The sequence below is a fragment of the Gluconobacter sp. P5E10 genome, from assembly GCF_018812145.1.
GTDB lineage: Bacteria > Pseudomonadota > Alphaproteobacteria > Acetobacterales > Acetobacteraceae > Gluconobacter > Gluconobacter cerinus.
On the sequence record NZ_JACRVZ010000007.1, the window covers coordinates 1 to 12,031 of the forward strand.

At 59.6% G+C, this 12,031-nt stretch carries 17 protein-coding genes; 5 read left to right on the plus strand and 12 right to left on the minus strand.

Annotated elements, in window-relative coordinates; translation table 11 throughout:
- Nucleotides 1-94: 94 nt before the first annotated feature.
- The 4 genes from mobF to KP707_RS13595 form a co-directional block, all read right to left on the minus strand.
- Nucleotides 95-3,037 carry a MobF family relaxase gene (mobF, locus tag KP707_RS13580; RefSeq protein WP_252348877.1) on the minus strand — a complete coding sequence of 981 codons (2,943 nt, stop codon included), beginning with the start codon at nt 3,035-3,037 and terminating at the stop codon, nt 95-97.
- On the minus strand, nt 3,034-3,312 hold the full coding sequence (locus KP707_RS13585) for a hypothetical protein (protein ID WP_061928996.1): 279 nt from the start codon (nt 3,310-3,312) through the stop codon (nt 3,034-3,036). Before KP707_RS13585 ends, mobF begins: the two co-directional genes overlap by 4 nt.
- 104 nt (nt 3,313-3,416) lie before the next feature.
- Nucleotides 3,417-3,800 (minus strand): type II toxin-antitoxin system PemK/MazF family toxin, encoded by a 384-nt coding sequence (locus KP707_RS13590; RefSeq protein WP_086649715.1) that lies wholly within the window; start codon nt 3,798-3,800, stop codon nt 3,417-3,419.
- Nucleotides 3,790-4,026 carry a BrnA antitoxin family protein gene (locus tag KP707_RS13595; protein ID WP_231100982.1) on the minus strand — a complete coding sequence of 79 codons (237 nt, stop codon included), beginning with the start codon at nt 4,024-4,026 and terminating at the stop codon, nt 3,790-3,792. Before KP707_RS13595 ends, KP707_RS13590 begins: the two co-directional genes overlap by 11 nt.
- A 323-nt stretch (nt 4,027-4,349) precedes the next feature.
- Between KP707_RS13595 and KP707_RS13600 the strand changes: the two genes are divergently transcribed.
- The 3 genes from KP707_RS13600 to KP707_RS13610 all read left to right on the plus strand — a co-directional run bounded on the left by KP707_RS13600 (nt 4,350) and on the right by KP707_RS13610 (nt 6,768).
- Nucleotides 4,350-5,252, plus strand: coding sequence for a hypothetical protein (locus KP707_RS13600; RefSeq protein ID WP_086649717.1), 903 nt, complete (start codon nt 4,350-4,352; stop codon nt 5,250-5,252).
- Nucleotides 5,253-5,341: 89 nt separating this feature from the next.
- Nucleotides 5,342-6,124: a hypothetical protein gene (locus KP707_RS13605; RefSeq protein ID WP_086649718.1), complete on the plus strand. Its 783-nt coding sequence runs from the start codon at nt 5,342-5,344 to the stop codon at nt 6,122-6,124.
- On the plus strand, nt 6,121-6,768 hold the full coding sequence (locus KP707_RS13610) for a hypothetical protein (protein ID WP_252348878.1): 648 nt from the start codon (nt 6,121-6,123) through the stop codon (nt 6,766-6,768). The genes KP707_RS13605 and KP707_RS13610 overlap by 4 nt, the downstream gene beginning before the upstream one ends.
- 161 nt (nt 6,769-6,929) lie before the next feature.
- On the opposite strand, the gene KP707_RS13615 is transcribed toward KP707_RS13610, so the two are convergent.
- The gene (locus KP707_RS13615) at nt 6,930-7,151 is read right to left on the minus strand and encodes a hypothetical protein (RefSeq protein WP_086649720.1); all 222 of its coding nucleotides are present in this window, start codon (nt 7,149-7,151) and stop codon (nt 6,930-6,932) included.
- A 92-nt stretch (nt 7,152-7,243) separates the two neighbouring features.
- Nucleotides 7,244-7,900, minus strand: coding sequence for a hypothetical protein (locus tag KP707_RS13620; RefSeq protein ID WP_202258770.1), 657 nt, complete (start codon nt 7,898-7,900; stop codon nt 7,244-7,246).
- A 265-nt stretch (nt 7,901-8,165) separates the two neighbouring features.
- Between KP707_RS13620 and KP707_RS13625 the strand changes: the two genes are divergently transcribed.
- The gene (locus KP707_RS13625) at nt 8,166-8,318 is read left to right on the plus strand and encodes a hypothetical protein (RefSeq protein WP_215751962.1); all 153 of its coding nucleotides are present in this window, start codon (nt 8,166-8,168) and stop codon (nt 8,316-8,318) included.
- A 29-nt stretch (nt 8,319-8,347) separates the two neighbouring features.
- On the opposite strand, the gene KP707_RS13630 is transcribed toward KP707_RS13625, so the two are convergent.
- The 6 genes from KP707_RS13630 to KP707_RS13650 all read right to left on the minus strand — a co-directional run bounded on the left by KP707_RS13630 (nt 8,348) and on the right by KP707_RS13650 (nt 11,367).
- On the minus strand, nt 8,348-8,497 hold the full coding sequence (locus tag KP707_RS13630; RefSeq protein WP_202258768.1) for a hypothetical protein: 150 nt from the start codon (nt 8,495-8,497) through the stop codon (nt 8,348-8,350).
- Between the two features lie 173 nt (nt 8,498-8,670).
- Nucleotides 8,671-8,844: a hypothetical protein gene (locus tag KP707_RS13635; protein WP_167386193.1), complete on the minus strand. Its 174-nt coding sequence runs from the start codon at nt 8,842-8,844 to the stop codon at nt 8,671-8,673.
- A gap of 151 nt (nt 8,845-8,995) precedes the next feature.
- On the minus strand, nt 8,996-9,121 hold the full coding sequence (locus tag KP707_RS17005) for a hypothetical protein (RefSeq protein ID WP_255376059.1): 126 nt from the start codon (nt 9,119-9,121) through the stop codon (nt 8,996-8,998).
- Nucleotides 9,114-9,392 carry a hypothetical protein gene (locus tag KP707_RS13640; protein ID WP_010505526.1) on the minus strand — a complete coding sequence of 93 codons (279 nt, stop codon included), beginning with the start codon at nt 9,390-9,392 and terminating at the stop codon, nt 9,114-9,116. The genes KP707_RS17005 and KP707_RS13640 overlap by 8 nt, the downstream gene beginning before the upstream one ends.
- A gap of 27 nt (nt 9,393-9,419) precedes the next feature.
- On the minus strand, nt 9,420-9,914 hold the full coding sequence (gene ssb / locus KP707_RS13645) for a single-stranded DNA-binding protein (RefSeq protein ID WP_099213636.1): 495 nt from the start codon (nt 9,912-9,914) through the stop codon (nt 9,420-9,422).
- 739 nt (nt 9,915-10,653) lie between these two features.
- Nucleotides 10,654-11,367 (minus strand): hypothetical protein, encoded by a 714-nt coding sequence (locus tag KP707_RS13650; RefSeq protein ID WP_252348879.1) that lies wholly within the window; start codon nt 11,365-11,367, stop codon nt 10,654-10,656.
- A gap of 350 nt (nt 11,368-11,717) precedes the next feature.
- On the opposite strand from KP707_RS13650, the gene KP707_RS13655 reads away from it, so the two are divergent.
- A complete protein-coding gene (locus KP707_RS13655; protein ID WP_211579187.1) occupies nt 11,718-11,942 on the plus strand; it encodes a hypothetical protein in 225 nt (74 codons plus the stop codon).
- Nucleotides 11,943-12,031 lie beyond the last annotated feature (89 nt).

The following is a 12,031-nucleotide window of genomic DNA, read 5'->3' on the forward strand; positions in this document are numbered from 1 at the left end:
ATCTTCAGTCTGCCATCGCAACGCTCGGCATTTCCGATGACCTGGCGCGGCATATTGCACCCCTCGGCTGGGAGCATATCTCTCTGACAGGGGACTATCGCTGGAATGTCGATGAGCAGCCCGAAGCGGGCGCGTTACGTCCGCTTCGGGTGCCTGCATCCCTGCTTGTCGCTTGAACCCCAATGCTGGCGGTTCTGTAGGTGTTCACCCTAAGCGTACGTAAAATACACTTTCGTGTCGTGACCCCATACAGATCGGTGACCGTCACCGGCCGGATGTCGCCAAGAGCCCGCGAGAACGTCTCGGCCTCCCGGAGAGAGCCCTCCGATACGGCCGTCCAGCAGCGATGAACATGCCGGCTTTCGGCAACATAGGACGTAAAGCCTGTCATGGCCGAGGATCCACGCGGCATGGCGTTGATATGCTCGTCGGACGTCACACCCTGCGCCGCATCAACTGTCATAGCGTGACCAAAGCCCAGACGGATGCGTCCGGTCTTCGGGTCGGCCAGCCGGGTCCAGGGCACGAGCCCTTCCCGTCCCTTTGCGTTCTGTAGAACCAGTCCCTCATCAGACCAGCCCCTGACGGTCGTGAAGTCACCATTCGAGCCAAGATCACGCCAGCGGCGCCCATGGGGGGTGTCCACCCGGACGCTGGTTTTTGCAAACAGCCGAACCCTGTCACCGACTGCGAGAGGCAGCTCATAGGTGACGCCACGCTGATCGATGGCGGCCTTGACGATCTCCGCCTGACCGATCTCGCCACGCTTGCGCAGCCGGTCGCGGACGGCACGGCTAAGATCCATAACGTCTTCGTTCGTCGGCGCAGACATGGTGATGCCCCGTTGCGATCCGGCCTGGGCCAGCATGTCGCGGCGTCGAAGATACAGGTCAGCGATCTGCTCGACGACCTGATCATGATCGCCGCCCACAAGTCGGATGGTGCCGTCCTTGCGCTTCATGTCGATTGCTTCACGCGCCCGCGCAATATCGGCTTTCTTCTGCTCGTCCTCAGTCTGGCTCAGATCGCGGCCGGGACTACGGAACATGCTGGCGATCTGCCGACCGCGCGCGGACTTCTGGCGGATTGTGCTCAACAGCTCCGGACGCGCTTCTTTGGGCATGACACGCAAAAGCAGTTCAACAGCATCACCGGCCTCGATCGCCTGGGCCTGTTCGCGGTCGCCCACCACCCGGAGGGCAAAGCCCTTCTCCTGCTGAAGCTGGAGGATCTCGAGCAGCTGACGCGGGGAGACCTGACTGACTTCATCAAGAACCAGAACGGACTGCCGATCGAGGACGATCTTTCCCTGCGCAAGGCCGTCCAACAGAGGTGTCATCGCGTAGGTCTGGGAAATGCCCGCATCCTTCAGCGCATCGGCCTGACGCCAGGCAATGGCCGCGCCAATGACGGTGCGGCCATCCTCCTGCCAGGCATCGACCAGAGGCTTGAGAAGCGTCGTTTTGCCGGAGCCGGCGACACCAATCAGGAAGCCCAGTCCGCCCGCCTGACCAAGCGCATTGATGGCTGCAAGCTGCGCAGCGCCGTGTGCCGGTTCGCGTGTGAAGTCGAGACCCGACCGGGCAACGGCAGCGGAAATCTGCTCGTCACTGAGCGCGCCGTCCCGCGTCCGCGCAGACAGGCCGGCAAGACGGGCCATGTCCTTTTCAAGGGCGATCTGGGCACTTGTCGCGACCCGGAGGCGGCCATCCTGCTCGCGCTCAAGGAAGCGGACCTGTTGGCCGTCGATCTCAATGCCGCGCTCCTGGATCAGATCGGCAATCCGCTCGATGTCCCGCATGTCTTCAATGCCAGCCGCAATGAGACCCCGTGCGGCATGGGTCCGGAACGTGTCCCGGTCGAGAACAGCAGCTGTCCGAAACTCCTCAGCCAATTTCTTAGCCGCAATCGCATAGGCCTGCTCGTAGCGCTCAGCGCGCCCTAATGGCTGGACCTTCTCATTGGTCAGGACAGTATCGTGATACCACCCGATTTCGTGAGCCTGCTCAAGCCAGAACTCCCTGTCGTTGCTGCCATTGTACTTCTTTGAGCGGTAAGCGAGATTTGCGTTGTGAAGGATTGAAAACTTCCGCTCGGCCGACAAATCGTTCCAGTCCAGGCCCTGCCGTTTGGCATAGGCTTTTCCCATTTTCTCCGCCTGGGAATGCCGCTTTGAAAAAAGCTCACAGGCTTCTCGCGGCACACTATCAATCGCGATTGCGCGGCCACTCTCGTCGACGTGTACCGCGATACCGAGCTTGCGAAGTTCGCTTGCAAGTTCCGCCTGAAAATACGCCCCGAACATGAAAGACGTCGCACTGGTAATGCGAGCACTGTCCAGCGAACCCAAATGGCCGCTTTCGGTCGCTACGGCATTCAAAAGCAGATTGTGAATATGCGCCTGTGGGTCCCCCGGCACCGGAACTTCCACCGCCGCCGTGGGGCCTTTTGCGCCATCCTGAATCTTCATGACCGGTCGTGCCGTGTAGTGCCGGAACGATACCCACGCGACTTCCCCCCGTTCCAGCGTGGCTGTCTTTCCTGACCCTCTGCGCGCCACGCCAACCTCTTTGGCAATAAACGCCATAGCCTTGTCGTTGGCCTTGTGAATTGCGCTCCAGATGAGCGCCCGCTCGGCATCCGTCGACGCAAATTCAGCGGCAAGCGTCACTGATTTATCGGGTGACGCTGTGAAGTCGATGGCCGAGTGCTCACGCTTCCGGCCTGTGTTGGCCCATTTTTCACCTGTGTCAGCGCGCTTCGCTTCGAACAGATTGGCCAGCGCCTGGTCTGTCGGCACCTTCATGACGTCAATGCCTAGCGCATCAGCGATCCGGGGGCCCATATCTGGCGACCACATTCCCCGCCCATCACGTCCGGTATAGTAGGTTGTCAGCCGGTCACCGTTTTCACGGGTCGGATCACTCCGTTCCCGTTCAAAGCGGGCATCCTTCTCCGGCTCGGACTGATTCTCTCTCAGATAAGCGACGATCAGCTTACCGGCACCTGCCGCAGAAATCTTCCGGTAAGTGATCATCTTCCAGCCGGTGCAGAGAAGGTGGAAGCTTCAAGCCGGCCAAGCTGCGCCGAGATTGTCTCAAGGGCGGCACCCTGCTGTTCCATGGCCTGAGCCATGCGCGCGACGACCTCGACCAGGCCCTCGCCTTCTTCTGCTTTCTCTGGAGGGCTGACCATCTGGTGGATTTGGGCGAGCGTCTCCCCGATCTGATCCAGCCGTTGCAAAACGAGGAGTTGAAACGGCGCTTCGCGATCTACCGGTTGCGGGAGGTCAAATACGTTTTCGTCTGGCATGCATCGTCTCCGTGGGCAAAGGAGACATTTTGCTCGAGGTGGTTGTGAGTGCTCGCCGACAAAAACTGTCGCTCCGAGCCCACATCGTCTCAGAGACTATCTGCCTAGCCGTCGCATCCCACCAGGAGCGCAATCTGACGTCTGATGGCAGCAAGCTGATCAGATCTCACTTTGCTGCCTGTCACGGTGACACGTTGCTTGGATGTGGTGGTGAGCAGAGCACTGACCGCCCAACAGGGTTTAGAACAACCGTTCTCGGATGTTGGGTCGATCCGTACTGCCAGATCCGGAATGACGAGGTTCTCATCGTCGGTCAGCGGCACAAGCATCACGTTCGGCCACTCAGGCGGAAAGAGGTCGTCTTCGACAACAACAGCCGGCCGACGCTTGTTGGGCTCCTTCGGCAGCGCATCTCCACGCCAGTCTGCCAGCACAATTTCTCCAGGCGAGAAGATCGCTGCCATGGCGACCGGCCGATCAGGAGCCATGGGTTCCGCCAGCCTCTTCAAAAAGCGCCTGGGCGGAAGGCGTCGCAGCGACGTAGCGGGCAACACGCGCACTGTCCCTGCGGATACGGTCTCGGCGCGCACTCTTTGCCCCTGTCTCCAGAAGATCACGGATGAGTTGGCTCAGAGGAATACCGCGTGCTGTTGCTTCCTGCTCCAGGTCGGTGCGCAACCGCTCGTCCAGACGGATCGAAAGGGGGGATGCCATGACACACTCCATACATTCAGAACGTCATTAATGTAGCGCACTGTCGTAGTGCAGAACAACATATTTGGCAGAGCAGAATGCGATGAGAGGTCTTCAGCCCGGGTCAAACCCTGCCCCGCCGGATGCAACACCCGCAGGGTGGCGCGAAGCGCAAACTGAAAGTTTGCATTTGTGTATGGAAAAAGAAAAACTTTGTAGCTTTCTTGTAGTCGTTAGTAGTCGACGCGTAGCTCTTACGTAGTCGATTGTAGTCGATTGGTAGTCGTGTTAGGGTGCCCCTTAGAGATGCGCAGCAGCCGCACAACGGCCACGGGAGGCACCACATGGCAGCGACAGGTATCGGGATCAGCGGGGCCATTGGCGCGCTTGAAAACGTGTCTGGAGCGATGTCGCTGCGCGTGTGGATGGAAGCGAACCGCGAAGAGCTACTGCGGGCATGGAACGGGCGTCGTTTGAACTGGCAGGCCTTGTGCGCATGGTTCAAAGACGTTGGATTAACCAATGCTGATGGGCAGGCACCGACTGTACGATGTGCCAAAATGACGTGGTATCGGGCAGGCAAGACATTGGCTGCCCGAAAGGACCGTGCAGTGGCAGAGGCGAACGGTCCTTCTCGTGATCAAGCGGCTCGCAGAACTGTCGCACCGACAGACAAAGCGCGGTCTGGCCCCTCTGATGAAGAGATCCTTGCCCTCATGGCTGAAGCCGATAATGAGGAGCGTCTCAACAGGGAGCGTCGTGAGCGGATCGCAGGCTATGAGGCACAGCGCAGAACCACGGCGGAGTCCAAAGGGAATGGCGTTCAGTCAGAGGTACCCGTCGAGGCCGCCCAGTCCGAACCTGCACCTCTAGAAACCGCCACCCGACCCCGGATCAAAATCGGGCAGATCGCCAACCATGTGACGATGCTCAAGCAGGCTCCCCGCTATGGTGCGGACAGGGACAAGCCACTCCCGCCGCCTTATGTCGGGCCTCGGCCTGATGGAATGCCGGAATATCTGCCGCTCGATGCCCTCATGCCTCTCGATGCGACGGGGCGTCAGCCCGATGGTCGCATCGATTATGAGGCGCTACCGGGACTGCCACGACGCTCGTTTTTTGAAAGTGAGCGCGAATGGGCCAAGGCGTGTATCCCGATGGTTGAGGCAGTCCCGCATGAAGATCGCTCTATCGTCCTGAAAGCCCTCCTTATGCGGTCCCGTGATCGCATGAAAAGCCTATACTGAGCGCTCTTGCTCGCACTCACATACGGTGTCCGCATACTGAAGGTCTCTCCTCACTGAGCTGGAGAAGGCATTGAAAGTAAGGACCTGTCATGAGTGAAAAGCCTATCCCCTCCAAGTCACCCCGTTCGCCTTCTGCTGCGGTCAAAGCGGGTCGCGGCAATCTCGGAGGATCTACGGCCGAGGCGGCGCTCGCGGAGCGCGCCATTATGCAGGGGCGCCCGCCTCTTCTTGCAGACGGTGACGCCCGCAATCCCGGGCTCTCGGCGTTTAAATCGGTCTATGAGCGCTTTGGTTTGAGCCGCCCCCTGAGCGAAGAAGCCTCCGTGCTGAAAGAGTGGTTTTCCGAGGCATTCGGAATGGCCGCCGAGCAGAAGAAATCGCTTCTGGTCGATGTCGGCGGTGGCGACCGCACTTTTGAACTCTGGGCAAAAGAAGAAGGCATCATTTCTCTTGCTGAGAGTATTGGCCTCGAAGTGACTGGGCTCTTCATGTGTGGCCCGCAAGTGGGCGATCTCGATTACATCAAGCGGCTCTGGGAGAGCGAGCTCTTCCGCCCGAAAAGAGCTCTTCTGGTGTTTAACGACTGGTCGGTTCCAGTCGGACATGACCCAGACCGCGCATTTGGGAATCTCACGGAGAATCCCTTTTTCGCCCAGATGTCTGACTGCAAGCTTGGCTTCCTTCGCATTCCTAAGTTGAGCATTCTCCCCGCTATCATCGAGAGTGGGCTCTCCTTCCAGCAGGTCATGGAGAGTGCGCCGCGCCCCTGCGGAACGCCATTCGACGTTCTGCGTCGTGCACAGGTCAAGCGCTGGTTTGACCTGATCGAAAGCAACATTGTCGCCGAAAAGGTTGAAAGCTGGCTCCCATGAGTGACACTGAGACGCCTCTTTCTACCCTGCACGCGTTAAAGGACGCGGGCCGTCTGATGGAGGAAGCGGCCCGACTGGAAGGGATGGACCAGTATTCTCCATTCGGGAAATGGGTTTCCGCAACCCGGGCCACCATGGATGCCTTTGCGCAACTTGCCCTGTCATGCGCCTCTGAAATGCGGGATTTCAGGGGAGAGGCCCGCGGCATTATCGAGATGGCCAAGCAGGAACAAAGCACTCTGCGGGACCAGTACATCGAAAGCCGTCGGCAGATTGAAAAGATGGGGGAAGTCGCGGAGCGGAATATCGAGAAACAGGAACTGTTTCGAGACCGCGAATTACAGGCCACTCTCGGGCGGATTGTCTCTGGTGTGACGTCGGAACTTCGCGACAAGGTTTTCGATCAGTTACGGACAGAGATTCCGACGCATGAGCGCCAGTTTTACAAGGAAGCGCGATGGCGCGCCTATGTACGGATGGCGCTGGCCGGTGCGGTCCTTATCGGTCTCGGCTTTGCCTCTGGTTACACGTATGACGGTTATGCAGCGCAGGTCGGACGTTATTGCGAGGAGCATCAGGCGTTCGACACGAAGGGCGCATCATGGTGTCAGATCGTCCCGCCGCCGATCCTGCCGAAGTCCTGAGCAGGCTCTTGCGTACCCGCTCCAGGGCGAAGCCCTGACGCAACATACGTCACAGCCGCGCCTGCGCGGTTGTGTCCATTTTGGCGCGGTCTGACCGGACAACAAAAAAGGCGGCTCCCCAGGGAGCCGCCTTTTGCGCGTGTGGATCTGGCCGAGGCCGATCAGGCGAGGCCGTTCGACGCGGCCCGGATCTCGTCAGGGGTGGCACCAGCGGCGCGCGCCTCTTCTGCGGCCTTCTCGATGCTGGAATCGAAGCGGGTATTTTCCAGAAACGTCATGAGGGCGTCCGCGATGGCGAAGCCCCGCGCAAGGTGCTCCAGCCGTCTCAGGGGGAGGCTCTTGGCGCTGGCGTCGGGAACATAGGGGGCGAGTGCGTGAGACATGGGACAGGCTCCACGACCGGGCAGGGCCGGTCGCTCTTCGATGTGCAAAAAAACAGGAAGAGGCCGCGCCCTTTGGGCGCGGCGGGCTTGCCTTAGAAGCCCATGGCGTCCGCCTGAACGGCGGCAACGTCACGGGAGAGGCTGCGGCCATTGTCGCGGGTGTAAGGCTTCCAAGCCTGACCCATGAGTTCTTCATAGGCAGCGCATGCGCCAGAAGCGACGCAGGCCAGCGCGTATGCCTTCGCGCCGTTCTCGGCGGCAATACGGCGCAGGCCGTCCACGCGGTTTTCTCCACCGTCCACGCCCAAGCGGTCTTCGTCGCGGTCGGCGTTCTTGAAACTGTCAGCCGCGTCAATGGCAATCATACGGCGGTTTTCGTAGAAGTTCGCGGCGCCATAGGCGGAACGGATGAGGCCATCCACCACGCGGTCAAGGTGCATCCGCAGACCGTTGAAATTCTGCTCGCCCCGAATGTGGGTCACGAGGATGGGAAACATCAGTTCGTATTGCTCGCGCACCATGTTGGACCCTGCCCCGGTCAGCTCGTCAACGTCACCCGCTTCGACACCGAACGCGGGCACGATTTTTGACATCTGGTCGTCAGAGGGAACAAGACGGAGAATGTCGGCCAGAGACGGCGCGGCAAGAGCCTTGGTGCGGCGTTGTGCTTCACTGAAGCGGCGAACAGCGGCGGGGGAATAGTTGCCCTGAGAAGCGTTCTGGGACATTGTGTTGGATGCGTCGGACATGAAAAGAACCTTTCTAGTCTAGCGAAGTCCCGTTCGGTGCTCGTAACACCGTTCGGGGCGCTTTGTCTTGAGGGCCAACCCCTCTCGACAAGTAAAAGATAGCCTTTCCGGCCGTTCATGACAAGAGAAAAAGCACAAAAAACCGCCATAAAACGCGCTTTATTTTTGCATGACAAGTAAAAAGATTACTTGATTACTTTATGAAGACCTGTCGTTTTCCTAGACCCATCCTGCCCGTGCGGCGAGCACATTGACGGCGACGAGAGTGGAACGACAGTGGCGTTTTCCTGAGCCCATCCTGCCACCGGCCAAGACGGTCGACGGGACAGGCCGTCAAGCCCGGAGCGTCCTGAGCAAGGGTGGCTGGCCTGCGGCTGATGCGGGGTCGCGTGCGGCCCTGCAGCAGACGCGGGCCTGACACCTGAAGCCGAGGGTCGCGCAGAGGCTTTACGGACTGGCACGGCGACTGTCAGACTGAACGCTGGATGCGAGGACGCTGTCGTGGAACGGCCCTCCCGGGCGGTCCTTCAGGACCGTTCGGGAGGGACGAGGAGCCGTCTCACGGTCGAACGTGCCAGACCAGAACCGTCCGTTCATGGAAAAGGATGCGGGTGAACCGTTACCCGGACGGGCCGAGACGCAGGGGCCAGACGCCCGGTTGAGGGCGGCTGGACGCTGTGGCTCGGTCGAACTTGGCGACGCAGGAGCCTAGTGAGATAGAGTGAACGAACCCTTCAGGGCCGCCCCCAATCCTCTTTTGCTTTCTTTGCTCACTGCCCTGATTTTTTCCCGGAAGAGTCCCGGGTCAGAAAGAACACCACAAAACCCACGGCAAGCACCAGCAGGCCTCCCCGGATTGGATGCAGAAAGCCCTGCCAGATCAGGAGTAGAATGGCGACCTGAATGATCAGCGCACCGATGCGAATGACGGTTTGTCGTGACATGGGGCCAGTCTAGTCTTTTTCGCTGTCCTGGCGCAGCCCCCCTGTGGGGGGCGAGCATTGGGGGCATCAAAGCTCGCGCCGACGAGGCGCGTCCGCCTGACTAAACCGGGTGAGCGGACAAAAAAAGCGGCCCGGAGGCCGCCTGTCGGTGTCACTGATGGGACGTTCGCAACTTTGCGAGCCGGGTGGCAATCGGTCCGATCGCAAGGCCCAGACCGATGGTGAAAACAGCGGCAGGAAGAAGAATAAACAGGATACTCTGGGTCACGTTATCCATTGGTTTTCGCCTCCGTCTTGTCCTCAGGATAGGGGATATAGGCCAGAAAAGTCAAAGAAATTGCCTCAAGCGCCGCACCCAGAAAAAAACAGGTGACGGCACGCATGGGGGTCAACGGTCCTGTCCCGGATATGAGTGGGGTCACGATGCCGAGCCCCCACGCGCTGAGGGCGAATGTCTGAAGGACGCTGGCAATCGCCTTGTAGCGGTCTTCCTTGTGTTTGGAGCGCTGCGGCGGGGGCAGCAGCGCCATGAGGCGGTCTTTGTTCATCTGGYGCAACGCTCCTTTTTCCCGGAATCAAAACGGCACGTCATCGTCAAGATCGTTCCCGCCCGGTGCGTCCCAGCCCGCATTGCGGTTTCCGTTGCCAGACGATCCCCCGGACCGGCCGCCATTGCTTCCACCAGCAAAGCCGCCCTCGCCTTCATCGCTGTTGCCCCTGTTGCTGTCGATCAGCACCAGCTCACCCCTGAAACGGTCAATGACAACCTCTGTGGTGTAGTGCTCCTGACCGCCCTGATCGGTCCATTTGCGGGTGCGGAGTTCACCTTCGATATAGACCTTGCGGCCTTTGCGGAGAAAGCGTTCCGCTACGTCACCAGCCCGCTCATTGAAGATGACGACCCGGTGCCATTCGGTGCGYTCACGACGCTCCCCGCTCTGGCGGTCGTTCCAAGTATCAGACGTGGCGAGTGTAAAGCTCACGATCTTGGAACCGGACTGCGTATGACGGACTTCGGGGTCTTTACCAAGGTTGCCAACGAGAATGACTTTGTTAACAGAACCGGCCATGAGAACCTCCAAGAATTAAGGAACGTATCAACTGGACTGTTTCGGCGTTATTGCCTCCGTCCATGAATATATATTATGTTTTTACTTACTTGCAGTCAACAAAAAACCGCAGAAAACCGCCATTTTTGAGAAAATAAAGCCTCCGAAACTCACGATTTACTTGTTGAATACTGAAAGGATATTTGATGTTTTCCTAGACCCGTCCTGCCCGTGCGGCGAGCACACTGACGGCGACGAAAGGGGAATGGAGGTGGCGTTTTCCTGAGCCCATCCTGCCACCGGCCAAGACGGGCGACGGGACAGGCCGTCAAGCCCGGAGCGTCCTGAGCAAGGGGACTGGTTTGCGTCTGATGCGGGGTCGCGTGCGGCCCTGCAGCAGATGCGGGCCTGACACCTGAAGCCGAGGGATGTGCAGTGGCTTTACGGACTGGCACGACGACTGTCAGACTGAACGCTGGATGCGAGGCCACCTTCATGGAACGTGCCTCCCCGGACGGTCCAAAGGACTGGCCGGGGAGGTTGAGGAGCCGTCTCACGAACAGATCCCCCAGACCAGGACCGCCCGTTCATGGAAAAGGATGCGGGTAAGCCGTACCCGAAAGGGCCAGACCCGATGTCCAGACGCCCGGTTGAGGGCGACTGGACATCGGGGCTAGGCGGAGCTTGGCGACGAAGGAGCCTAGCGCAGTAGGGCGAACGAACCCGTCAGGGCCGCCCCGATCCTCTTTTCGCCTCCCCTTCACATCACCCACGGGTCAGTCTCGAAGAAAGAAAACACTCTATCCCCTCTCTCCCCCTCTGCTTTCTTCAATCTCCTCCTCAGCACCTTCCGCTCCTGGCGCGCTTTCCTCCTTTTCTTTTCGCTTGCCTTCCACCAGCCCCGCAGGACATCACGCAGTTCCGGGCACTGTGCGCTGATCTGCCCATAGGACTGACGCCGGAACCGGGCGACGCCACCGAAGCGGTCGATCCCGGTCAGCAGGGTGCTCCTGCCGATCTCCGGATAGAAGATCACGCCAACGCCATCCTGCGCATCTGGTGTTGAGGGCAATCGAAGGAAAAGGGTAGCGAAGCCGTCCGTTGTCTCAACCCATCGCGGCACCGGTTCTGCCAGTTGGCGCAAAGGCATCAGGTCAAAGTGGGGACAGTTCTCGGCTATGGCAGTCGCGAGAGGCGGAGACCTGTGCCAGAAGCTGGCGCTACATCCCGGCCAGTCTTTTGTGGCGTCAGTCGGAAAGAGAATTCCGAAGACTGTGATGAGATCCGCTTCATAGACAAGCTCGCCGCCCTGCCATTTGGCAAAGGCCGGATCATCGAAGCAGTCGAAATACTCCATTCCCCGGATGCTGACGTCTGGATATTCGTCAGACAACCCCAGCCCATGACCAAGAAATGAGGTCCCGATCCCGCTTTCGAGGGTCATCACGAGTGTTGTCTCATCCTCCCACGTCATGTGTTCGGGTGCGCAGGTCCGGTAGGCGCGCTCTCTGGCGATCTGGCGCAAACGGTCCTGTGGGCCGGTGAGCGTGAAGACTGTTATGACGGGAGTAGCCANCCGGATCATCGAAGCAGTCGAAATACTCCATTCCCCGGATGCTGACGTCTGGATATTCGTCAGACAACCCCAGCCCATGACCAAGAAATGAGGTCCCGATCCCGCTTTCGAGGGTCATCACGAGTGTTGTCTCATCCTCCCACGTCATGTGTTCGGGTGCGCAGGTCCGGTAGGCGCGCTCTCTGGCGATCTGGCGCAAACGGTCCTGTGGGCCGGTGAGCGTGAAGACTGTTATGACGGGAGTAGCCATGGAGAACATCCTTTTTCATTTTCTGGATGCTTTCCTGCGGGCGCAGACGGCTGGCCGGGACAATGGCGCGCCCTCAGGGCGCGGGCCGCGTGCGGCCGGACCATTGTGGCGGTCGGACGGCCTGTGGCGATCTTCTCTCTCTTTACCTCGGCTCGTCTCTGTTCTGTCTCCCCAACATGTCATTCGTAAGCGCCCGGAGATGACATGCTGCGATCCTGCGTGACATGCTGACGCGCATGATCGATGGTTATCCAGCCGCACGTCCCAGCGAACTGCTTCCGTTTCCCCAAAGCGCCAGCGGCTGATTGGGGG

Bases quoted from the DNA above. Each gene is read 5' to 3' on its own strand.
- mobF (WP_252348877.1), bottom strand. From the start codon at position 3,037: ATGATCACTTACCGGAAGATTTCTGCGGCAGGTGCCGGTAAGCTGATC.
- KP707_RS13585 (WP_061928996.1), bottom strand. From the start codon at position 3,312: ATGCCAGACGAAAACGTATTTGACCTCCCGCAACCGGTAGATCGCGAA.
- KP707_RS13590 (WP_086649715.1), bottom strand. From the start codon at position 3,800: ATGGCTCCTGATCGGCCGGTCGCCATGGCAGCGATCTTCTCGCCTGGA.
- KP707_RS13595 (WP_231100982.1), bottom strand. From the start codon at position 4,026: ATGGCATCCCCCCTTTCGATCCGTCTGGACGAGCGGTTGCGCACCGAC.
- KP707_RS13600 (WP_086649717.1), top strand. From the start codon at position 4,350: ATGGCAGCGACAGGTATCGGGATCAGCGGGGCCATTGGCGCGCTTGAA.
- KP707_RS13605 (WP_086649718.1), top strand. From the start codon at position 5,342: ATGAGTGAAAAGCCTATCCCCTCCAAGTCACCCCGTTCGCCTTCTGCT.
- KP707_RS13610 (WP_252348878.1), top strand. From the start codon at position 6,121: ATGAGTGACACTGAGACGCCTCTTTCTACCCTGCACGCGTTAAAGGAC.
- KP707_RS13615 (WP_086649720.1), bottom strand. From the start codon at position 7,151: ATGTCTCACGCACTCGCCCCCTATGTTCCCGACGCCAGCGCCAAGAGC.
- KP707_RS13620 (WP_202258770.1), bottom strand. From the start codon at position 7,900: ATGTCCGACGCATCCAACACAATGTCCCAGAACGCTTCTCAGGGCAAC.
- KP707_RS13630 (WP_202258768.1), bottom strand. From the start codon at position 8,497: ATGAACGGACGGTTCTGGTCTGGCACGTTCGACCGTGAGACGGCTCCT.
- KP707_RS13635 (WP_167386193.1), bottom strand. From the start codon at position 8,844: ATGTCACGACAAACCGTCATTCGCATCGGTGCGCTGATCATTCAGGTC.
- KP707_RS17005 (WP_255376059.1), bottom strand. From the start codon at position 9,121: ATGGATAACGTGACCCAGAGTATCCTGTTTATTCTTCTTCCTGCCGCT.
- KP707_RS13640 (WP_010505526.1), bottom strand. From the start codon at position 9,392: ATGAACAAAGACCGCCTCATGGCGCTGCTGCCCCCGCCGCAGCGCTCC.
- KP707_RS13650 (WP_252348879.1), bottom strand. From the start codon at position 11,367: ATGACGTGGGAGGATGAGACAACACTCGTGATGACCCTCGAAAGCGGG.
- KP707_RS13655 (WP_211579187.1), top strand. From the start codon at position 11,718: ATGGAGAACATCCTTTTTCATTTTCTGGATGCTTTCCTGCGGGCGCAG.